Source organism: Streptomyces sp. NPDC056600 (assembly GCF_042792855.1).
Lineage (GTDB): Bacteria > Actinomycetota > Actinomycetes > Streptomycetales > Streptomycetaceae > Streptomyces.
Map to the genome: position 1 here is coordinate 3439 of NZ_JBHTVQ010000063.1, position 21306 is coordinate 24744.

The 21306-nt window shown below is 72.9% G+C and carries 19 protein-coding genes and 1 pseudogene; 11 read left to right on the forward strand and 9 right to left on the reverse strand.

The window, feature by feature from the left end:
* Window positions 1–729: 729 nt before the first annotated feature.
* The 6 genes and pseudogenes from ACFRAV_RS25725 to ACFRAV_RS25750 form a co-directional block, all read right to left on the reverse strand.
* Window positions 730–2505, reverse strand: a pseudogene (locus tag ACFRAV_RS25725) (glycosyltransferase family 2 protein); the annotation flags it as partial.
* 233 nt (window positions 2506–2738) lie between these two features.
* On the reverse strand, window positions 2739–3431 hold the full coding sequence (locus ACFRAV_RS25730) for a TetR/AcrR family transcriptional regulator (protein WP_382558644.1): 693 nt from the start codon (window positions 3429–3431) through the stop codon (window positions 2739–2741).
* Window positions 3432–3532: 101 nt separating this feature from the next.
* Window positions 3533–4219, reverse strand: a complete 687-nt coding sequence (locus tag ACFRAV_RS25735) for a DUF4166 domain-containing protein (protein ID WP_382558622.1) — start codon at window positions 4217–4219, stop codon at window positions 3533–3535.
* Window positions 4216–4977: a hypothetical protein gene (locus ACFRAV_RS25740; RefSeq protein ID WP_382558623.1), complete on the reverse strand. Its 762-nt coding sequence runs from the start codon at window positions 4975–4977 to the stop codon at window positions 4216–4218. The genes ACFRAV_RS25735 and ACFRAV_RS25740 overlap by 4 nt, the downstream gene beginning before the upstream one ends.
* 222 nt (window positions 4978–5199) lie before the next feature.
* Window positions 5200–5496 carry an MTH1187 family thiamine-binding protein gene (locus tag ACFRAV_RS25745; RefSeq protein ID WP_382558624.1) on the reverse strand — a complete coding sequence of 99 codons (297 nt, stop codon included), beginning with the start codon at window positions 5494–5496 and terminating at the stop codon, window positions 5200–5202.
* Window positions 5493–5846, reverse strand: coding sequence for a DUF3817 domain-containing protein (locus ACFRAV_RS25750; RefSeq protein ID WP_382558625.1), 354 nt, complete (start codon window positions 5844–5846; stop codon window positions 5493–5495). Before ACFRAV_RS25750 ends, ACFRAV_RS25745 begins: the two co-directional genes overlap by 4 nt.
* Before the next feature lie 212 nt (window positions 5847–6058).
* On the opposite strand from ACFRAV_RS25750, the gene ACFRAV_RS25755 reads away from it, so the two are divergent.
* The 4 genes from ACFRAV_RS25755 (at window position 6059) to ACFRAV_RS25770 (ending at window position 8693) form a co-directional block, all read left to right on the forward strand.
* Window positions 6059–6691: an AIM24 family protein gene (locus ACFRAV_RS25755; protein ID WP_382558645.1), complete on the forward strand. Its 633-nt coding sequence runs from the start codon at window positions 6059–6061 to the stop codon at window positions 6689–6691.
* Window positions 6691–7341 (forward strand): AIM24 family protein, encoded by a 651-nt coding sequence (locus ACFRAV_RS25760; protein WP_382558626.1) that lies wholly within the window; start codon window positions 6691–6693, stop codon window positions 7339–7341. Before ACFRAV_RS25755 ends, ACFRAV_RS25760 begins: the two co-directional genes overlap by 1 nt.
* Window positions 7338–8129, forward strand: a complete 792-nt coding sequence (locus ACFRAV_RS25765; protein ID WP_382558627.1) for an AIM24 family protein — start codon at window positions 7338–7340, stop codon at window positions 8127–8129. The genes ACFRAV_RS25760 and ACFRAV_RS25765 overlap by 4 nt, the downstream gene beginning before the upstream one ends.
* A gap of 87 nt (window positions 8130–8216) precedes the next feature.
* Complete coding sequence (locus ACFRAV_RS25770; RefSeq protein WP_382558628.1) at window positions 8217–8693, forward strand: MarR family winged helix-turn-helix transcriptional regulator; 477 nt, start codon at window positions 8217–8219, stop codon at window positions 8691–8693.
* A 65-nt stretch (window positions 8694–8758) separates the two neighbouring features.
* On the opposite strand, the gene meaB is transcribed toward ACFRAV_RS25770, so the two are convergent.
* Entirely contained in the window at window positions 8759–9715 is a 957-nt protein-coding gene (gene meaB, locus ACFRAV_RS25775) for a methylmalonyl Co-A mutase-associated GTPase MeaB (RefSeq protein WP_382558629.1), read from the reverse strand.
* Between the two features lie 95 nt (window positions 9716–9810).
* Window positions 9811–11025 carry an acetyl-CoA C-acetyltransferase gene (locus ACFRAV_RS25780; RefSeq protein WP_382558630.1) on the reverse strand — a complete coding sequence of 405 codons (1215 nt, stop codon included), beginning with the start codon at window positions 11023–11025 and terminating at the stop codon, window positions 9811–9813.
* A 148-nt stretch (window positions 11026–11173) separates the two neighbouring features.
* Here ACFRAV_RS25780 and mce point away from each other — a divergent pair, with 148 nt between their 5' ends.
* The 7 genes from mce (at window position 11174) to ACFRAV_RS25815 (ending at window position 20757) form a co-directional block, all read left to right on the forward strand.
* Window positions 11174–11614: a methylmalonyl-CoA epimerase gene (gene mce, locus ACFRAV_RS25785; RefSeq protein WP_351111812.1), complete on the forward strand. Its 441-nt coding sequence runs from the start codon at window positions 11174–11176 to the stop codon at window positions 11612–11614.
* 217 nt (window positions 11615–11831) lie between these two features.
* The gene (scy, locus tag ACFRAV_RS25790; RefSeq protein ID WP_382558631.1) at window positions 11832–15680 is read left to right on the forward strand and encodes a polarized growth protein Scy; all 3849 of its coding nucleotides are present in this window, start codon (window positions 11832–11834) and stop codon (window positions 15678–15680) included.
* Between the two features lie 183 nt (window positions 15681–15863).
* Entirely contained in the window at window positions 15864–16796 is a 933-nt protein-coding gene (locus ACFRAV_RS25795) for a cellulose-binding protein (RefSeq protein ID WP_382558632.1), read from the forward strand.
* A 158-nt stretch (window positions 16797–16954) separates the two neighbouring features.
* Window positions 16955–17929 (forward strand): ATP-binding cassette domain-containing protein, encoded by a 975-nt coding sequence (locus ACFRAV_RS25800; RefSeq protein ID WP_382558633.1) that lies wholly within the window; start codon window positions 16955–16957, stop codon window positions 17927–17929.
* A gap of 2 nt (window positions 17930–17931) precedes the next feature.
* Window positions 17932–18699 (forward strand): ABC transporter permease, encoded by a 768-nt coding sequence (locus ACFRAV_RS25805; protein ID WP_382558634.1) that lies wholly within the window; start codon window positions 17932–17934, stop codon window positions 18697–18699.
* 157 nt (window positions 18700–18856) lie between these two features.
* A complete protein-coding gene (locus tag ACFRAV_RS25810; protein ID WP_382558635.1) occupies window positions 18857–19909 on the forward strand; it encodes an ABC transporter ATP-binding protein in 1053 nt (350 codons plus the stop codon).
* Window positions 19906–20757 carry an ABC transporter permease gene (locus ACFRAV_RS25815; protein ID WP_382558636.1) on the forward strand — a complete coding sequence of 284 codons (852 nt, stop codon included), beginning with the start codon at window positions 19906–19908 and terminating at the stop codon, window positions 20755–20757. The genes ACFRAV_RS25810 and ACFRAV_RS25815 overlap by 4 nt, the downstream gene beginning before the upstream one ends.
* A 24-nt stretch (window positions 20758–20781) precedes the next feature.
* Here the strand turns inward: ACFRAV_RS25815 and ACFRAV_RS25820 are convergent, their stop codons facing one another.
* Entirely contained in the window at window positions 20782–21132 is a 351-nt protein-coding gene (locus tag ACFRAV_RS25820; RefSeq protein WP_351111796.1) for an ATP/GTP-binding protein, read from the reverse strand.
* Window positions 21133–21306: the final 174 nt, after the last annotated feature.

The following is a 21306-nucleotide window of genomic DNA, read 5'->3' on the forward strand; positions in this document are numbered from 1 at the left end:
TGTGGTGGCCCCGCCGGCCCTGCCGCGCCCACCCCTGACCGTCGGGGCTCCCCCCCCCGCCCCCCCCCCCCCCCCCCCCCCCCCCCGCCGCCCCCCCCCCCCCCCCCCCCCCCCCGGGGGCGCGGGCCCCACTTCTCGTGGGGGCCTACGAGATCCACCGAGTCAGATCATCGTCGGCTTCCCGTCCTGGGCGCCGCCGGTGAGCGGGGTCCGGTCGGGGGTGGTGGCGGCCGTCACCACCGAGGTCGCGGTCGCGACGGCGGAGCCGGCGGCCGTCCCCGCGGAGCCGGTGGGGAGCACCGCGCCGGCGAGACCGGCGCCGACGGGCGGCGCGGGCAGCGCGGCAGCGGCGGGGCCGCCCGCGAAGGCCGGCAGCGGACGGCGGCCCGGCTGCCCGGGCTCGTGACCGGTCCCGGCGGCCCGCTCACCGAGCACGGCGTGCACCGGCAGGGACGTGGCCTGCAGCGCGGGCACCGGGTACATGGCCGGCAGCACGGGCTGCAGCGGCTCGACGAAGGGCTGCGACGGGCGGACGTCGGCGGGCGGGACGGGCTCCGGCGCGGGATCGGCCGGGACGGGCGCCTCCTGGCTCGCCGCCGCCCCGACGGGAACGGCGGCCGGTGCGGCGACCGGCACGGGCCGCGCCGGCGGTTCCGGTGCGGCGGCCGGCTCGGGCTCCGCCGGGGCGCCCACCGGGACCGGCTCCGGCGCGGGCGTGGCGTCCGCGCCCTGCGACGCGGCGGGCACGGCGGTGACGTCGGCCGCGGTGACCGGCGCGGTGTCGGGCAGCGTGACCGGCACGGTGACCGGGGTGGCGGCCCGGCGGCGGCGGGCCTCGGCCATCACCGTGCCCTGCCAGATCACGACCGGGGAGAGGGCGATCACCAGGGCGAGCACCGCCCAGGTGCGCATCGCCGCGTGGGTGTGGCCGAGCATCTCGGAGGCCACCAGCGAGACGGCCAGCACCGCCGCCCAGAACAGGTGCACCCGGAAGGTGAGCAGCCGGTCCGCACTGCTGTCGCCGCCCTTGGGGGTGACCACGAAGCGGCACGGGCGGCGCGTCAGAGCGGCGGTGAAGGACTTCAGGTAGATCGGCGCGGAGATCGCCGACATGGCCATCCCGGCGAGACCGCCGGATCCCTTCGGCTCGTGCGGCGAGACGTTGTGCCGCCGGTTCCAGAGGTAGAGGCCGATCTGCAGGGCGGCGGCGTCGCTGTAGAGCATCAGCCACACCGACGTGGAGACCGAGGTGCCGGAGGCGCCGAACCACATGAACAGGACGCAGCTGAAGACGCCCAGGAACCAGTTGACCGCGGTCATCGGGTAGTAGCAGACCATCAGCGAGTACTGGAACAGCCGGCCGTACGGCATGCTGAACGGCGCCTTCCAGAATTGCTTGAAGAGCGTCTCGTAGGTGCCGCGCGACCACCGCATCTGCTGGGTGAAGAAGTCGGTCCACGAGGTCGGGCCCTCGCCGACGGCCAGCACGTCCGGGGTGTAGACCGAGCGCCAGCGCCGCCGGGTGCCGGGGTTGCGGGTGCGGTGCAGCTCGAACCCGGTGGCCATGTCCTCGGTGATGGAGTCGTACAGGCCGCCGATCTGCTTCACGGCGGAGATCCGCACGACGTTGTTGGTGCCGACGAACATCGGCGCCCGGTAGCGGTTGCCCGCGCGCTGGATCAGCGCGTGGAACAGGTACTGCTGCGACTCCGCGGCCTTGGTCACGGGGTTGGTGTAGTTGCCGTAGACCTGCGGCCCGACCACGAAGGCCACGTCCGGGTCGCGGAAGTAGCCGAGCATCCGCTCCAGGAAGTTGGGCAGCGGCACGTGGTCGGTGTCGACGGAGGCGAAGAAGTCGTACTCGTCGCCGTGGGCGTCCAGCCAGGCGTTGTAGTTGCCGTGCTTGGTCTTCGCCTTGTGGTGGCCGGTGGGGCGGTTCCAGCGGTCGACGCCCTTGCGGGAGAAGTGGCGCACGCCCAGTTCCCGGCACAGGGCCTTGGCCTCGTGGTCGTCGCCCTCGTCGAGGAGCCAGACGTCCAGGTGGCCGTCGTGGGTGATGCGGGTCGCGCCCTCCAGGGTGGCGCGGAGCATCGACAGCGGCTCCTTGCCGGGTACGTAGGTGGTGATGAAGGCGACCCGGGTGCCGGGCGCGGGGGTCACGGGCACGGGATCGCGGGCGACCATCGTGGCGTGGGCGACGGAGAAGACGTTCACGACCATGAAGAACTCGATCAGCCCGATCCCTATCAGCATGGCCACGTCGAGCACGGCCAGCCAGAGCTGGGTCTCGTCGCGCTGCACCCAGTGCGTGGGCCACACCAGGTAGACCAGCAGCAGGCCGGTGAGCAGCGGGGCGAGCGCCATCATCGCGACGGCGCGCCACCGATGGGGCTCGCGTCCGAGCAGCGACGTGTACCGCACTCGGTAGGGCTCGTCGGCGGGTGGCTCGCTGAGCGGGCCCGCCAGTCGGCTGTGGGTGTCGTAGTCGTAGCCCTCCGGCAGCACAGCACCCTCCAATGATCGAATCCGCGCTTCGCTGATCGAGAATTCGAAGCCCGGGGTTCGGAGATCGAAGATCGGCGATCAGGAACGGACAAGATGCTATCCACACAAAAGTGGATATTCCTGGAGCTGTCGACTTGGGCGCGTCCGGGCGCGGAAGGCCGCGGGAGGGGCGACCGGGGGGCGGCGGACCGGCGGCGGCCCGGTAATCCCGGTGACCGGCGAGGTTCCCGGCGCTACGGCGTGTCGGTCGGCCCGGGACCGGAAACCGCTCGTTCGGCCGAAGGGGACGACCGCTTGGGGCGAGCGACGCTGCGGCGCAGGTGGGCGCGGACCGCGCGCTGCGCGACGGGGCCCAGGGCGTCGACGGCGGAGACCAGGTCCGCCAGCCGCTCGAGGGCGTCCAGGGCGCGGGTCGCCCCCTCGGGGTCGGCGCCCTCGTAGAGCTCCAGGCCGACGAAGGAGGCGGCGATCGCGCGTGCCAGCCCCTCGGGGTCGGCGAACTCGCCGAACGGGGTGGCCGCCAGCACCCGGCGCAGCACCCGCTCGATCTCGGTGATCCACATGTCGAGCCCGGCGGCGGTGGCCGGCCCGAGGCGGGCGTGGGTCTGGGCGCCGGCCAGCATCTGGCCGATCAGCGCCACATGGCCGGAGGCGCGCTCGGTGTCGTGGATCTCCCGGCCCAGGGCCAGCAGCCCGGACAGCGAGGTCACCTCGGCGAGCCGCTCCCGGTAGCGGGCGACCCGCTCTTCTGCGCCGTGCCGGCAGGCGGCGGCGAGCAGCTCGTCCATCGACCCGAAGTGGTAGAAGACCAGCGCCTGGTTCACTCCGGCCGCGGCCGCCACGGACCGGGCGGACACCTTGGCGATGCCGTGCTCGGCGAGGGTGTGCAGGGTCCCCTCCAGCAGCCGGGTCCGGGTGTCGGGCACCGCTCCCGCCGCCTGGGAGGCGCCCGCGCCGGCGGTTCCGCCCGCATCCCCCCGCTCCGCGCCGGGGCCCGGTCCGGGGGCCGCGTCCCGGTCCGCGGGGATCACGCCCGGGCCTCCTCTCGCACCGGCCGCAGCCCGGCGCGCACGCCGTGGCGGGCGGCCTCGGTGTACTCGGCGGTGAAGGAGCCCTCGTAGCCGAAGAGCGGGCCGACGTACCGATTGACCACACGGACCCGGATGGAGAAGCGCCCCGTGCTGTCGTCGAACGCCTCCCGCACCTCCGCCTCGCCGCCGACGAGCCCGGGGACGCGGAGGTCCAGCGGTCCCTCGCGGAACCGGTGCTCGCCGGAACGGATGATCAGTTCGCCCTCGTCCCCCGCGGCGAGGTACAGGTCGCTCGCCAGGTGCTGGTGGGTGCCCAGGTAGTCCAGCACCCGGTCGCCGCGCGGCCCCATGACCATCTGCGCGTCGAAGCGGCGGGGACCGTCGGCCAGCTGGAAGGTCCGCACGAAGCTGACCGTCTCCCGGCCGAAGGAGTCGGTGTAGGGAACGTTCTCGATCACGAAGGGCACGTTCCGTCCCTGTCTCGGGACCAGGATGTTCCGGGTGGCACCGAGCGCCAGGAACGGCCGGACGAAGCGGCCGCCGTGCCAGATCCGGTCCATCACCCCGGTCCCGACACAGGCCTCGCCGCTGTCCAGGCCGACGGAGAACCGGCGCCGCAGCTCGGGGTGGAGCCGTCCGAAGTCCGCGCCCATCACACGGCGGAAGATCGAGCCGTGGCTCATGACATGGGCCCTTCCAAACGCAGGAGCAGACGGGGGGCGCGCACCCGCAGGGGCGGGGTGCGCAGGCAGCGGCGGGCGGCGGGGGTGCCGGGCAGCGGGGTCTTGATCAGGGCGAGCGTGAGGGCGACGGCGGCCGCAAGCGGCAGCGCGAAGACGGTCCCGGGGCCCAGCGGCCCGGTCAGCGCGGCGATCTGCAGCGGCCCGGCCAGCAGCACGGCGCAGGAGGCGGCGATCACCAGGGCGCGCACGGCCATCTCGGCGATCCAGTTCAGCAGCGCGCGCTCCGGGCTGATCCCGCGCTCCAGCCAGAGCCGCAGCCGGTCGAAGGACCATGCGGTGGCCCAGCCCATCAGACGGCGGAACACCAGCCGGTCGAGCAGGGCGCCGGCCCGTCCCCAGCGCGGGCGGTAGTCGTAGCCGGTGAGGAAGCGCACCCCGTCGCCGTCCGGCACGTAGCGCCAGTAGCCGCTGCCCTCGGCGAGCGGCGAGAGCGGGTGCGGACAGGAGAAGCGCAGCGCGGAGGTGCGCGTGCCGTCGGGCCGCTCCCGCTCCCCCGCCGAGACGCCGGTGCCGGCGACGCTGAACCCCGGCAGCACCCGGGTGGTGTAGCGGAACCGCACCGGAGCGCCCTCCGGCCCGGGCAGCGGCTGGATCTCCGTGAAGCGCAGGTCCCAGCGCTGGTGACAGGCCGGGTCCTGGGTGAGCCGCCACAGCTCGTCGAAGTCCGCGCCGACCGCGGCCTCCACGTAGATCCCCACCGTGAACTCCCCCTCCCTGCCCTGCGTTTGAGCGACCGCTCAAGTGCCGAGAGCAGAAACGTACACCCGTTTGAGCAGTCGCTCAATACGGCGGGAGCGACGGGCACACGACCCGCGGACGCACCCGAGAGCGCGCCCGCGAGCGCGCCGCCACGCGAGAAGCCCCGGCCGCAGGGGCCGGGGCTTCTCGCACGGGTGAGGCGCGGGTGGAGAGGGTGCGGGTCAGTCCGCCGCGAGCTGGCGCTCCACCGTCTCGACCTTGGAGGTCAGCCCGTCCCGCACACCGGGGCGGATGTCTGCCTTGAGCACCACGGACACCCGCGGCGCGCGCGCCTCGACGGCCGCCACCGCGCGCTTGACGACGTCCATGACCTCGTCCCACTCACCCTCGACGGAGGTGAACATGGCGTCGGTACGGTTCGGCAGACCGGACTCGCGGACCACGCGGACGGCGTCGGCGACGTACTCGCCGACGTCCTCGCCCACGCCCAGCGGCGTCACGGAAAAGGCGACGATCATGCTGCCGCCGTTCCCTTCGTCATCTCCTTGCGGGCCCGCGCCGCGATGACCGCGTCCTCCGTCTCACGCCGCAGCCGGCGCTCGGCGTAGAACCCGCCGAACGGCAGCACACCGAGCACGAAGTACAGCGCGCCGGTCCCGAACGACCACTTGGCCCGGTACCAGGCGTCCGCCCAGAACAGGACGTACAGGATCCACAGCACCGCGTGGATCGCGCCCAGCGCCGGCACGGCGTTGAACTCGGTGGTGCGCTTGAGGACCGAACACACCAGCAGCAGGAGGAAGGACACCGCCTCGGGCGCCGACACCAGGCGGAGGCGGCGGAGGGCGGCAGCGGTCTTGAGGTCCACGGATCACCTTAGGTCGGAAGAACGTCACACCTTGTGAATGCGCGCACAAGCGGGCCTCGCCCATTGTGGCATCCCCTGGTCGGCTCAACGGGTGAGGGGCACCACAGGTTCCCGAACCGTCCTTTCGCGACCCCTAAGGGGATTTTCGGGGCCACGGACCTCGCCCCGGCCTGTCCCCCGGGCCCGCCTGCGGATACCGTCGCCTGGTGGCGATGTTCCGACTTCAGGGGAGCAAGGTACTCGCCGTCGAGATGACCGGGGACTCCGTGCACGCGAAGAACGGGTCGATGGTCGCCTACGACGGGGAGATGGCCTTCAAAAAACTCAGCGGCGGGGGCGAGGGCCTGCGCGGCATGGTGACCCGCCGGCTGACCGGCGAACAGATGACGCTGATGGAGGTGAAGGGGCGGGGCACCTGCTGGTTCGCGGACCGGGCGTCCGAGATCAACCTGGTGAGCCTGCGGGGCGACAAGCTGTACGTCGAGTCCAGCAACCTGCTGGCCACCGACGCCGGGCTGCGCACCGGCACCACCTTCACGGGCCTGCGCGGCGCCTCCCAGGGCAACGGCCTGTTCACCACCACCGTCGAGGGACACGGTCAGGCGGCCCTGATCTCCGACGGGCCGGCCGTGGTGCTGCGGGTCTCACCGCAGTACCCGCTGTCCGTGGACCCGGGGGCCTACGTCGCCCACCAGGGCAACCTGCGGCAGACGCTGCAGTCGGGGGTGACCTTCCGGACCTTCCTCGGCGAGGGCGGCGGCGAGGCCTTCCAGATGCGGTTCGAGGGGGACGGCCTGGTGTACGTCCAGCCGAGCGAGCGCAACACGATCGCGGGTGACGTCTGATGCCGTTCCGCGAGGTCAACTCCAAGATGGTCGAGGCCACGGTCCTGCCGGGGCAGACCATGTACAGCCAGCGCGGCGCGATGCTGGGCTACCGCGGCGAGGTCTCCTTCACCCCCAACCTGCAGGGCGGGCAGGGGGGCCTGGCCTCCATGATCGGCCGCCGCGTCGCCAACGAGGCGACGCCACTGATGACGGTCGAGGGCAACGGCACGGTGCTGTTCGGCCACGGCGGCCACCAGGTGCACGTCGTGGGGCTCACCGGCGAGACCCTGTACGTCGAGGCCGACCGGCTGCTCGCCTTCGACGGGACGCTCCGCCAGGGCACCATGTTCATGGGCTCGCAGGGCGGCGTGATGGGCATGGTCCGCGGCCAGGTCACCGGGCAGGGCCTGTTCACCACCACCCTCCAGGGCCACGGCTCGGTCGCCGTGATGGCCCACGGCGGCGTCTTCGAGCTCCAGGTGAGCCCGCAGCGCCCGGTCCACGTCGACCCGCAGGCCTACGTCGCCCACCGCGGCGACCTGCGCAACAAGCTGTCCACGGCGCTCGGCTGGCGCGACATGCTCGGCCGCGGCTCCGGCGAGGCCTTCCAGCTGGAGCTCAGCGGCAGCGGCACGGTGTACGTCCAGGCCTCGGAGGAGAAGCTGTGACCGTCCCGGTCTTCGACCCCGCCACGCTCCCGGCGGACGACAACGTCAACCCGTACACCTTCTGCGTGGAGCTCAAGGGCTCCCAGTGGTTCCTGCAGAAGGGCAAGATGATCGCCTACTACGGGCAGATCGAGTTCAACGGCATCGGCCACGGGGCGCTGGAGCGCCTGGTGCGCACCAGCTTCCACTCCCCGCTGCACGCGGGCGACTGGGTGGTGGCGCAGGGCTCCGGCAAGATGCTGCTGGCCGACCGGGCCTTCGACGTGAACTCCTTCGACCTCGACGAGGGCAACCTCACCATCCGGGCCGGCAACCTGCTCGCCTACCAGCCCAGCCTGGCGCTCAAGCAGTCCATCGTGCCCGGCTTCCTCACGCTGATCGGCACCGGGAAGTTCGTCGCCGCGTCCAACGGGCCGGTGGTCTTCATGGAGCCGCCGATGCGGGTGGATCCGCAGGCCCTGGTCGGCTGGGCCGACTGCCCGTCGCCGTGCCACCACTACGACCACGGGTACGTGCGAGGTGTGATGGGCGGCCTGCGCGCGATGACCGGGCTCGGCGGGGCCAGCGGCGAGGAGCACCAGTTCGAGTTCGTCGGGGCCGGGACGGTGCTGCTGCAGTCCAGCGAGACGCTGATGCCGGAGCAGGCGACCGGGGCGGTCCCGCACGAACCGGGTGTACCGGGCGGCGGTGCGGGGCACGGGGGTACCGGGGGGCAGGGTCCGCTCGGGTCGGGCATGCCGCGGATGCCCGGACAGCTGGGCGATCTGCAGCGGCGGTTCGGTCTCTGAGTCCGACGGTGTGATCCGTCTCGCGTTCGCCTCCGGTGGACCTCCCCCAGTAGTCCGGATTTCAACATCTTAGGTAGACTGGGGTCCATGGAGAGCGAGACGGACACGAGGTGGCTGACGGCCGAGGAGCAGTGCGCCTGGCGCACCCATCTGGAGGTCAACCGGCTGCTCACGCACCAGCTGGAGCGTGACCTGCAGCCGTTCGGCCTGACCATGAACGACTACGAGATCCTGGTCAACCTCTCCGAGGCGGAGGGGCGGCGGCTGCGGATGAGCGACCTGGCCGCGGCGACCATGCAGTCCAAGAGCCGCCTGTCGCACCAGATCACCCGGATGGAGAACGCGGGGCTGGTGCGGCGGGAGAACTGCGAGTCGGACCGGCGTGGGCTGTTCGCCGTGCTGACCGAGCCGGGTCTGGAGACGATGCGCAAGGTCGCCCCGCACCACGTCGCCTCGGTGCGCCGCCACTTCCTCGACCTGCTCCCCGCCGAGGCCCTCGACTCCCTCTCCGCCGCCCTCACCCCCATCGCCGGTCACCTCCGCTCCCAGCGCTCGAGGCCGTAGTCCCGGGCGGGCGCGGAGCAGGGTGTCGGTCTTCGTGCCGTCGGCCGTCAGCCACCCGCCCGGGGTCAGGACGCGGTGAGGCCCGCCACCAGTTCGTCGGCGGCGCGGTACGGGTCGAGGTCGCCGGCGACGATCCGCTCGGCGAGGACGCCGAGGCGGCGGTCGCCGTGCAGGTCCCCGATCCGCTCCCGGAGCGCGGTGACCGCGATGGTCTCCACCTCGCGCTCCGCCCGCGCGAGCCGCCGCTGCTGGAGCACCCCGCGCTCCTCCATCCACGCCCGGTGCTTCTCCAGCGCCTCGACGACCTCGTCGACGCCCTCACCGCGCGCGGCGACGGTCTTGACGATCGGCGGCCGCCAGTCCCCCGGCTCCCGCGCCTCGCCGAGGCCCAGCATGTGGTTGAGCTCCCGGGCCGTGGCGTCCGCCCCGTCCCGGTCCGCCTTGTTGACGACGTAGACGTCGCCGATCTCCAGGATTCCGGCCTTGGCCGCCTGGATGCCGTCGCCCATGCCCGGCGCGAGCAGCACCATCGAGGTGTCGGCCTGCGAGGCGATCTCCACCTCGGACTGCCCCACGCCCACCGTCTCCACCAGCACCACGTCGCACCCGGCGGCGTCGAGCACCCGGATCGCCTGCGGCGCCGCCCAGGCGAGGCCGCCCAGGTGCCCCCGGGTGGCCATGGACCGGATGTACACGCCGGGGTCGGAGGCGTGCTCCGACATCCGCACCCGGTCGCCCAGCAGCGCGCCGCCGGAGAAGGGGGAGGACGGGTCGACCGCGAGCACGCCGACCCGCTTGCCCTGCCTGCGGTACGCCGTCACCAGCGCCGAGGTGGACGTCGACTTGCCCACGCCCGGCGATCCCGTCAGCCCGACCACGTACGCGCCGCCGGTCAGCGGCGCGAGCGCGGCCATCACCTCCCGCAGCTGCGGGGACGCCCCCTCCACCAGGGAGATCAGCCGGGCCACGGCCCGCGGCCGGCCCTCCCGCGCCTGGGCGACCAGCGAGGCGACGTCCTGCATCCAACAGCTCCGTTCAGGTGAGGGACCAACGGGATCGTAGACGGGCGGAACCCGGCCGGACCCCGAAGGGCCGGGCCAGGCACCCGAAGGGAGGGTCAGGCCTTGGGCACGCGCAGGATCAGCGCGTCGCCCTGACCGCCGCCGCCGCACAGCGCGGCCGCGCCGACGCCGCCGCCGCGCCGCTTGAGCTCCAGCGCCAGGTGCAGCACCAGACGGGCGCCGGACATGCCGATCGGGTGACCGAGCGCGATCGCGCCGCCGTTGACGTTCACCTTTTCCGAGGAAACGCCGAGGTCCTTCATTGACTGCACGGCGACCGCCGCGAAGGCCTCGTTGATCTCGATCAGGTCGAGGTCGGAGACCTCCAGGCCGTCCTTCCCCAGCGCGTGCGCGATGGCGTTGGACGGCTGCGACTGCAGCGAGTTGTCCGGGCCGGCCACGTTGCCGTGGGCGCCGATCTCGGCGATCCACTCCAGGCCCAGTTCCTCGGCCTTGGCCTTGCTCATCACCACGACGGCGGCGGCGCCGTCGGAGATCTGCGAGGAGGAGCCGGCCGTGATGGTGCCCTCCTTGGAGAAGGCGGGGCGCAGCTTGCCGAGGGACTCCGCGGTGGTCTCGGGGCGGATGCCCTCGTCCTTGCTGAAGACGACCGGCTCGCCCTTGCGCTGCGGGATCTCCACCGGGGTGATCTCGGCGTCGAAGACGCCGTTCTTCTGCGCGGCGGCGGCCCGCTGGTGCGACAGCGCGGCGATCTCGTCCTGCTCGGCGCGCTCGATGCCCAGGCGGGTGTTGTGCTTCTCGGTCGACTCGCCCATCGCGATGTTCTCGAAGGCGTCGGTGAGGCCGTCGTAGGCCATCGCGTCGAGCATCTGGACCGCGCCGTACTTGAAGCCCTCGCGGGACTTCGGCAGCAGGTGCGGGGCGTTGGTCATCGACTCCTGGCCGCCGGCCACGACGATGTCGAACTCGCCGGCCCGGATCAGCTGGTCGGCCAGCGCGATCGCGTCGAGGCCGGAGAGGCAGACCTTGTTGATGGTGAGCGCGGGCACGTTCATCGGGATGCCCGCCTTGACGGCGGCCTGGCGCGCCGGGATCTGGCCGGCGCCGGCCTGCAGCACCTGGCCCATGATCACGTACTGGACCTGGTCGCCCCCGATCCCCGCACGGTCGAGGGCGGCCTTGATGGCGAAGCCGCCGAGGTCGGCGCCGGAGAAGTTCTTCAGCGAGCCCAGCAGTCGCCCCATGGGCGTGCGCGCACCCGCGACGATCACCGAGCTGTTGGTTCCGACCGCGTTGTTCTGAACGGACATGGAATGGCGTCCCTTCCGGCCGGACCGGCCGTGGAATTGACGTGAGGGTTTCTCCGAATGTACTGAGCGGTAGTCGGGGCGTCACCGTGCCGCGGGTGTGATCGCGCGCACGTTGCGTAACCGCTCCGTGCACGCTGCACTGGACCGCATGCTGACGCGAATCGACCACATCGGAATCGCCTGCTTCGACCTGGATCGGACCGTGGAGTTCTACCGGGCCACGTACGGCTTCGAGGTCTTCCATTCCGAGATCAACGAGGAACAGGGGGTCCGCGAGGCCATGCTCAAGATCAACGATACGTCGGACGGCGGCGCCTCCTACCTCCAGCTCCTCGAACCCACCCGCGAGGACTCCACCGTCGCGAAGTGGCTGGCCAAGAACGGCGAGGGCGTGCACCACATCGCCTTCGGCACCGCCGACGTCGACGCGGACGCGGCGGACATCAAGGACAAGGGCGTCCGGGTCCTCTACGAGGAGCCGCGGACGGGTTCGATGGGCTCCCGGATCACCTTCCTGCACCCCAAGGACTGCCACGGAGTCCTGACAGAACTGGTCACTTCGGCCCCTTCCGAGTCCGCGGACCACTGACCTCCCCCGAAAGGGGCCGGTAGGGTGGGGGCGGTCGTCTCTTCCCGGGTCTCCGGCGGAGTGACGGCCGCGGGCCGGGGTCCGGGTATCGGGGGGCGCGCGGGCAGGCAGCAGCCCTTGCCCAGCGAGTCCGACACCACTCCCCGGGGGCCCCGTCCGACCGACTGGACGGAGCTCGTTGACACGCTTGCGACCAGGGGACGGATGGGACCGCGCTGTGCGGGGCTACGAAAGCCAGGAGCGGGAACCGGCGGATGACGTCGACCACCTGACTCGGTTCGAGGCCGAGATGAAGCGGCTGAAGACCGAGCGGGAGAAGGCGATCCAGCACGCCGAGGATCTCGGCTACCAGGTCGAGGTGCTGCGCGCCAAGCTCCACGAGGCGCGCCGCACCCTCATGTTCCGGCCCCCCTTCGAGGGCGGCGACATCGGCTACCACGCCGAACAGCTGCTGCGGAACGCCCAGATGCAGGCCGACCAGCTGCGGCAGGACGCCGAGCGCGAGCTGAGCCAGGTCCGGGCGCAGACCCAGCGGATCCTCCAGGAGCACGCCGAGCAGGCGGCCCGTCTGCAGAGCGAGCTGCACTCCGAGGCGGTCACCCGCCGTCAGCAGCTCGACCAGGAACTCGCCGAGCGCCGCGCGACCGTCGAGTCGCACGTCAACGAGAACGTCGCCTGGGCCGAGCAGCTGCGCTCGCGCACCGAGCAGCAGGCCCGCCGGCTCCTCGAGGAGTCCCGCGCGGAGGCCGAGCAGGCCATGGCGGCCGCCCGTGCCGAGGCCGAGCGGCTGGTCAACGAGGCCCGTCAGCGGCTGTCCGGCGAGGCGGAGGCCGCCCGCTCGGAGGCCGACCAGATCCTGCGCCGTGCCCGCACCGACGCCGAGCGCCTGCTGAACGCCGCCTCCGCCCAGGCCCAGGAGGCCACCGAGCACGCGGAGCGGCTGCGCACCACCACGGTCGCCGAGTCCGACACGGCCCGCCGTCAGGCCACCGAGCTCAGCCGCGCCGCCGAGCAGCGGATGGCCGAGGCCGAGGAGGCCCTGCGCACCGCCCGCACCGAGGCCGACAAGGTCGTCACGGAGGCCAAGGAGGCCGCCACCAAGGCGCTCGCCGGCGCCGAGGCCGCGCAGGAGCAGCGCATCCGCACGGCCAAGGAGCAGGTCGCCCGGCTGGTCGGCGAGGCCAACGAGGAGGCCGAGACCACCAAGGCCGAGGCCGAGCAGATCGTCGCCGCCGCCCGCGCCGAGGCCGAGAAGATCGTCGCCGAGGCCTCCGAGAGGGCCCGCGCGGCCACCGCCGAGGAGAGCGCCACCCAGCTCGCCCAGGCCGCCCGCACCGCCGAGGAGGTCCTCACCAAGGCCTCCGAGGACGCGAAGAAGACCACCAGGGCCGCCGCCGACGAGGCCGAGCGGATCCGCACCGAGGCGGAGTCCGAGGCCGACCGGCTGCGCGCCGAGGCGCACGAGATCGCCGAGCAGCTCAAGGGCAGCGCCAAGGACGACACCGAGGAGTACCGGGCCCGCACGGTCGAGCTGCAGGAGGAGGCCCGCCGCCTGCGCGGCGAGGCCGAGCAGCTGCGCTCCGACGCGGTCGCCGAGGGCGAGCGGATCCGGCAGGAGGCCCGCAAGGAGGCCGTCCAGCAGATCGAGGAGGCCGCCAAGTCGGCCGAGGAGCTGCTCGCCAAGGCCAAGGCCGACGCCGACGACATGCGGCAGACCGCCACCGCCGACAGCGAGAAGACCCGCACCGAGGCCCTCACCCGCGCCACCGCGCTGCGCCGCCAGGCCGACGAGGCGCTGGAGCGCGCCCGCGCCGAGGCGGACCGGCTCAAGGCGGAGGCCGCCGAGCGCTCCGAGGAGGTGCGCACCGAGGCCGAGGAGGCCGCCCGCGCGCTGCGCGAGGAGGCCGAGGCCGCGGCCCAGGCCCGCAAGGCGGAGGCGGCCGAGGAGCTCGACCGACTGCGCACCGAGACCGAGGAGCGGCACACGGCCGCCGAGGAGGCGCTGACCGAGGCCCGTGCCGAGGCCGAGCGCCTGCGCCGGGAGACCGCCGAGGAGACCGAGCGGCTGCGCACCGAGGCCGCCGAGCGGATCGCCTCGCTGCGCGCCCAGGCCGAGGAGGAGGCCCAGCGGCTGCGCACCGAGGCCGCCGGTGACGCGGCCGCCTCACGCGCCGAGGGCGAGTCGGTCGCCGTCCGGCTGCGCACCGAGGCCGCCACCGAGGCCGAGCGGCTGAAGACGGACGCCCAGGAGACCGCCGACCGGCTGCGCGCCGAGGCCAGGACGGCCGCCGAGCGCATCGAGACCGAGGCCGCCGAGACCCTGGCCGCCGCGCAGGAGGAGGCCGCCCGCCGTCGCCGCGAGGCCGAGGAACTCCTGGGCGCCGCCCGCGAGGAGGCCGGCCAGGAGCGCGAGCGGGCCCGCGAGCAGAGCGAGGAACTGCTCGCCTCGGCCCGCAAGCGGGTCGAGGAGGCGCAGGCCGAGGCGCTGCGTCTGGTCGAGGAGGCCGAGCGCCGCTCCAACGAGATGGTGTCGGCGGCCGAGCAGCACGCCCAGCAGGTGCGCGAGTCGGTGGCCGGGCTGCACGAGCAGGCCCAGGAGGAGATCCAGGGCCTGCGCACCGCCGCCGAGGTGGCGGCCGACCGTGCCCGCAAGGAGGCCGAGGAGGAGGCGGACCGGGTCCGCTCCGACGCCTACGCCGAGCGCGAGCGGGCCGCGGCGGACGCGAGCCGCATCCTGGGCTCCGCCCGTGAGGAGTCGGACGCCGCGAAGGCGCTCGCCGAGCGCACCGTCACGGAGGCGGCTGCCGAGGCGGAGCGGCTGCGCACCGAGGCCGAGGAGAAGGCCCGCCGGGCCCGCGAGGAGGCCGCCGAGACGACGGCCGAGGCGGAGCGGACGGCGTCCCGGACGCGCGCCGAGGCCCGCGACGACGCCAACCGGATCCGCGGCGAGGCCGCGACCCAGGCGGACACCCTGATCGGTGAGGCCCGCGGCGAGGCCGAGCGGCTCACGTCCGAGACCGTCGCCGAGAGCGAGCGGCTGATCGGCGAGGCCCGCGGCGAGGCGGAGCGGCTCGCCTCCGAGACGGCCGCCGAGAGCGAGCGGCTGCGCGCCGAGGCGGCGCGGACGGTGGCCACCGCGCAGGAGCGCGCCGAGCGCACCCGCGAGGAGTCCCGCCGGCTGCGCGAGAAGGCGGAGGCCGAGGCCGACCGGCTCACCACGGCGGCCCGCGAGGAGGCCGAACGCACCCTGGACGAGGCCCGTCAGGACGCCAACAAGCGGCGCTCCGAGGCGGCCGAGCAGGTCGACGTCCTCATCGCCGAGACGGCCGCCGAGGCCGACAAGCTGCTCGCCGACGCGCAGCAGCAGGCCCAGCGGACCACCGCGGACGCGGAGGCGCAGGCCGACACCATGGTCGGCGCGGCCCGTCAGGAGGCGGACCGGCTGGTCTCCGAGGCGACGGTCGAGGGCAACTCCCTGGTGGAGAAGGCCCGCAAGGACGCCGACGAGCTGCTGGTCGGCACCCGCCGGGACGCCACGGCGATCCGCGAGCGCGCCGAGGAGCTGCGCGACCGGATCACGGCCGAGGTGGAGGAGCTGCACGAGCGGGCCCGCCGCGAGACGGCCGAGACGATGAAGTCCGCCGGCGAGCGCTGCGACGCGCTGATCAAGGCGGCCGAGGAGCAGCTGGCCAAGGCGGAGGCCAAGGCCAAGGACCTGCTGGCGGAGGCGAACTCCGAGGCCGGCAAGGTCCGGATCGCCGCCGTGCGGAAGGCGGAGGAGCTGCTCAAGGGCGCCGAGCAGAAGAAGGCGTCGCTGGTCGCCGAGGCGGAGAAGATCAAGGCGGACGCCGTCGCCGAGGCCGAGCGGACGGTCGAGGAGGGCAAGCGCGAGCTCGAGGTGCTGGTGCGCCGCCGCGAGGACATCAACGCCGAGATCTCCCGTGTCCAGGACGTGCTGGAGGCGTTGGAATCCTTCGAGGTGCCCGGCGCCGGCAAGGACACCGGCGTCAAGGCGGGGGCCTCGGCGGGGAACACCCGATCGGGTGGCAAGTCGTCCGACAACTGAGCGGTGGGTGAATTTCGGTGTCCTTGGGACGGTCCGACCGTTGTAACCCAGGTCAAGACCGGCGATTTCCACCCGAACAGGGCGGCATTCTCCCGATGAATCGGGCTTTCCGCTCGATGACACGCCGCCCGGCAGCCTAGGATTCCCCCTATCACCTCACCGGTCTCTTTCGACAGGAACCCCATGAGCGACACTTCCCCCTACGGCTTCGAGCTGGTCCGGCGTGGGTACGACCGCGCTCAGGTGGACGAACGTATCTCGAAGCTCGTCTCCGACCGTGACAGCGCGCTCGCCCGCATCACCGCGCTGGAGAAGCGCATCGAGGAGCTCCACCTCGAGACGCAGAACGTCCAGGCGCAGCCCGACGAGTCGGAGCCGTCCTACGCCGGCCTCGGCGCCCGCGTCGAGAAGATCCTCCGTCTCGCCGAGGAGGAGGCGAAGGACCTGCGCGAGGAGGCCCGTCGCGCCGCCGAGCAGCACCGGGAGCTCGCCGAGGCCGCCGCCCAGCAGGTCCGCAACGACGCCGAGTCGTACGCGGTGGACCGCAGGGCGAAGGCGGACGACGAGGGTCTGCGGATCGTCGAGAAGGCCAAGTCGGACGCGTCCCAGCTGCGCTCGGACGCGCAGAAGGACGCCCAGGCCAAGCGTGAGGAGGCGGACGCCCTCTTCGAGGACACCCGCGCCAAGGCCGCGCAGGCCGCCGCCGACTTCGAGACCAACCTGGCCAAGCGCCGGGAGCAGTCGGAGCGGGACCTGGCCTCGCGTCAGGCCAAGGCGGAGAAGCGCCTCGCCGAGATCGAGCACCGCGCCGAGCAGCTGCGTCTGGAGGCCGAGAAGCTGCGCACCGACGCCGAGCGCCGCGCCCGCCAGACGGTGGAGACCTCGCAGCGCCAGGCCGAGGACATCGTCGCGGACGCGAACGCCAAGGCCGACCGGATCCGTTCGGAATCCGAGCGCGAACTGGCGGCGCTGACCAACCGTCGCGACTCGATCAACGCGCAGCTGACCAACGTGCGCGAGATGCTGGCGACCCTCACCGGCGCGGCCGTCGCGGCGGCGAGCTCCCCCGCCGACGAGGAGCCGGTCCGCACGGTCCCGGCCCAGCAGACCCGCTGACCCTCGGCCCGCACCCTCGGTCCGCACCCGCGGGTCCGCACCCGCGGCCCTGTCCGGAAGGCCCGTACCGTCCCCCGCGGTGCGGGCCTTCCGCGTGCCCGGCACGCGGCCGCGCGTTCCGCTGGCACCGCATCCCGCGCCCCCCTACGGTGGTGGCCATGATTGCGCTGGAGGGGCTCACCAAGCGGTACGGCGAGAAGGTCGCGGTGAACAACCTGACCTTCGAGGTGCGGCCCGGCATCGTCACCGGCTTCCTCGGACCCAACGGCGCCGGCAAGTCCACCACCATGCGGATGATCCTCGGCCTGGACCACCCCACCTCCGGCGCGGTCCGCATCGACGGCCGCCGCTACGCCGAACTGCACGACCCGCTGCGGACGATAGGGGCGCTGCTCGACGCGAACGCCAACCACGGCGGCCGCAGCGCCTACCACCACCTGCTGTGCCTCGCCCAGAGCAACGGCCTGCCCGAGCGGCGGGTGCACGAGGTGCTGGACGTGGTCGGGCTGACCGCGGTGGCGAGGAAGAAGTCCAAGGGGTTCTCCATGGGCATGGGGCAGCGCCTGGGCATCGCCGCCGCGCTGCTGGGCGACCCGCGGATCCTGATGTTCGACGAGCCGGTCAACGGGCTGGACCCCGAGGGCATCCACTGGATCCGCACCCTGATGCAGCGCCTGGCGTCCGAGGGCCGTACCGTCTTCGTCTCCTCACACCTGATGAGCGAGATGGCGCTGACCGCCGAGCACCTGGTGGTGATCGGGCAGGGCCGGCTGCTGGCCGACCTGTCGATGGCGGACTTCATCGAGCGCAACTCCCGTTCCTACGTCCGGGTGCGCACGCCCGAGCGGGAGCGGTTCCTGGACGTGCTGCGCTCGGCAGGTCTGACCGCGATGGAGACCGGCGGCACGCTGGAGCTCGACGGGGTGGCCTCCGAGCAGGTCGGCGAACTGGCCGCCCGGCACAACCTGGTGCTGCACGAGCTGAGTCCGCAGCAGGCCTCGCTGGAGGAGGCGTTCATGCGGCTGACGGCGGAGTCGGTCGAGTACCACGCGCACAGCGACACTCCCGCGCACAGCGGCACTCCCGCGGCCGGCGAACGGGCGCCGTGGGGCGCCGACTGGAAGAAGGGTTGAGCATGGCCGTCGCGCAGGTCCTCCGCTCCGAGTGGACCAAGATCCGGTCGGTGTCCTCCACCGTCTGGACGCTCTCCGTCGCCCTGGTGGTGACGGTCGTCCTCGGGGTGCTGATCTCCTGGCTGACCCGCCGGGAGTACGGGACGATGCCGGCCAGGGACCGCGCCACCTTCGACCCGACCTTCATCAGTTTCGCAGGCATGAGCCTCGGCCAGCTGGCGATGATCGTCTTCGGCGTCCTGGTGGTGTCCACCGAGTACAGCACCGGCATGATCCGCACCTCGCTGGCCGCTGTGCCGCAGCGCGGCACGTTCTACGCCTCCAAGCTGGCCGTGGCGACCGTGCCGGCGTTCGTGGTGTCGCTGGTCACCGCCTTCGCCTCGTTCCTCCTCGGCCAGGCGGTGCTGGGCCCGTACCGGGTGGCGCTCGGCGACGAGGGCGTGCTGCGGGCGGTGGTGGGCGGCGCGCTGTACATGACGCTGATCGCCGTCTTCTCGATGGGCGTGGCCGCGATGCTGCGTTCGCCGATGCTCGCGCTCGGCGTGCTGATGCCCTTCTTCTTCCTGCTCTCTCCGATCCTCGGCGCGGTCTCGGCGACCAAGAAGGTCGGCCAGTACCTCCCCGACCAGGCCGGCTCGCGGATCATGCAGGTGGTGACGCTCGGCGACGACGTGCCGTACGGGCCCTGGGGCGGCCTGGGGATCATGGCGTTGTGGTGCGCGGCGGCCCTCGTCGGCGGCTACCTGCTGCTCAGGCGGCGCGACGCCTAGGGCCGTCCCGGGGCGCGGACGCGGCGGACGCGGCTTACGCGCCGGAGATTTCCTGCCTTCACTCTGGAACCACAGGCCCCGCTGATGTTCTCCTAAACCGAATGGGGGCGCAGCGTCCCCGTCCGTTCCGACGCGGTGGCCGAACGATGGGTGAAGCATGATCGAGGCAGTTGGCCTGACCAAGCGCTACGGGGACAAGACAGCCGTGGACGACCTTTCCTTCCAGGTGCGGCCCGGCATGGTCACCGGCTTCCTCGGGCCCAACGGTTCCGGCAAGTCGACGACGATGCGGATGATCCTCGGCCTGGACACGCCCACCGCGGGCCATGTCACGGTCAACGGCTCGCCGTACCGCAGGCTGCCCAACGCCCCGCGCCACGTGGGCGCGCTGCTGGACGCCAAGGCCGTGCACGGCGGCCGGGACGCCTACCGCCACCTGCTGAGCATCGCGCAGCTCTCCGGCATCCCCTCCCACCGGGTGGACGACGTGCTGGAGCTGGTCGGCCTGTCGGAGGTGGCCGGGCGGCGCACCAAGGGCTTCTCGCTGGGCATGGGGCAGCGGCTGGGCATCGCCGCGGCGCTGCTCGGCGACCCGCAGGTGCTGCTCTTCGACGAGCCGGTCAACGGCCTCGACCCGGAGGGCATCCTCTGGGTGCGCAACCTGATGAAGTCGCTGGCCGCCGAGGGCCGTACCGTCTTCGTCTCCTCGCACCTGATGAGCGAGATGGCGCTGACCGCCGACCACCTGGTGGTGATCGCCCGGGGCCGGCTGCTCGCCGACATGAGCGTGCGCGAGTTCATCGCGGCCAACTCGGCCGGCTTCGCCCGCGTCCGGGTGCCGGACACCGGCCCGCGGCAGCGCGAGACGCTCACCGCGGCGCTGACGAAGGCGGGGGCGCAGGTGCTGCCCGAGCAGGACGGGGCACTGCGGGTGACCGGGCTGCCGCTGCCGCGGATCAGCGACGTGGCCCACGAGGCGGACGTGAGGCTGTGGGAGCTGTCCCCGCACCACGCCTCGCTGGAGGAGGCCTACATGCGGCTGACCCAGAGCATGGTCGACTACCGCTCCAGTGCCGACCCGCAGATCGGGATGCGGCCCGCGCCGATGCCCGGTCAGGCGGACGGCTGGGACCCCGATCCCGGCCCCGGCGACCCGTTCCAGCCCGTCCACGCCGCCGACGGCCCGACGTTCAGCAAGGACTCCCGATGAGCACCGAGCGCACCGAGCACGCAGAGCACACAGAGCCCGCCTGGCAGATCCCGGGCCAGGCGACCCGGACCCCCGCGTACGTCTCGCCCATCCCGATCCGGCAGGCCCACCTGGGCCACGCGCTCGCCTCGGAGTGGACCAAGATCCGCTCGGTGCGCTCCACGATGTGGACGCTCGGGGTCTTCCTGGCGCTGGTGATCGTGCTCGGCTGCCTGATGGCGGGGCTGATCGACGGCGACTCCTACCTCAACACCCCGTACACGATGCCCGCCTTCTTCGGCCTGCTGCTGGGCCAGATGTGCCTGGTGTCGCTGGGTGTGCTGGTGGTGTCCTCGGAGTACGGCACGGGCATGATCCGCACCACCTTCACCGCGTCCCCGCAGCGGCACCGGGTGCTGGCCGCGAAGATCATCGTGTTCTTCCTGGTGGCGTTCGTGACCGCGGCGGTGGCGATCGCCGTGGTCGGGCTCTACACGCAGCTGACGGTGGACGCCCGGAGCAACCCGGCCTGGGCGCCGACGGTCTTCATGGGCGCGCTCTACGTGTCGCTGATGGGCGTGCTGGCGCTGGCGATGGGGTCGATGATGCGGCACTCGGCGGGCGCGATCACCACCATGCTGGGCGTGGTGCTACTGCCGGCGATCATGCCGGCCTTCCTGCTCTTCAACGAGAGCCTGGCGGACGTCGCGCAGTTCATGAGCGACTACAACGCCATCAGCGCCCTGTCGCTGATCTTCGAGGGCGACGCGTCGACCGGCCACGGCGGCGCCCAGACGGCGCTGCTCGCCGGGCTGACGGCCGTCGCCTGCGTCGGCGCCTTCGCCGTCCAGACCAACCGGGACGTGTGAGCCGCACGCCTCAAGGAGCGCGGCTCAGTACCGCGGCGCGTTACGGGACCGCCGGTTGCTCGTGGACCGGCGGTCCCGTGCGTTCCAGCAGGCCTTGTGCCAGTGGCGGCGGTCGTCGACGCCGGCGTGGGCGGGCCAGGCGACCACGTGCGGGACACCGGAGGGGATCAACTGGTCGCAGCCCGGGCAGCGGTAGGTCTTGCCCGCCGCGCTCGCGCCGGCCACGTGCCGCACGCTCCAGTCCTCGCCCCGCCAGCTCTCGGAGGACTGCCAGCCGCCGTAGCGCCCCGAGCCCTCGTCGTCGTCGCCGGCGAAGGGGCCGCCGCGTCCGTTCCCTCCGGCGGGGCCCTTGGGTCGGTTGCGGCGCGGGGACACGGTTCACCTCACGTGGACGGGCGGGCGGGGATGGGCACCAGCCTACGCGGCCCGGCCGAGGGCTCCGGGCAGGCCGCCTGAAGGAGCGGGGTCCGACCGGACACCGGCGTCCGTCCTCCACTCGGCGCCCACCGGCGACTCATTCTGCAGACAATCCGCAAATTCCTGGACCCG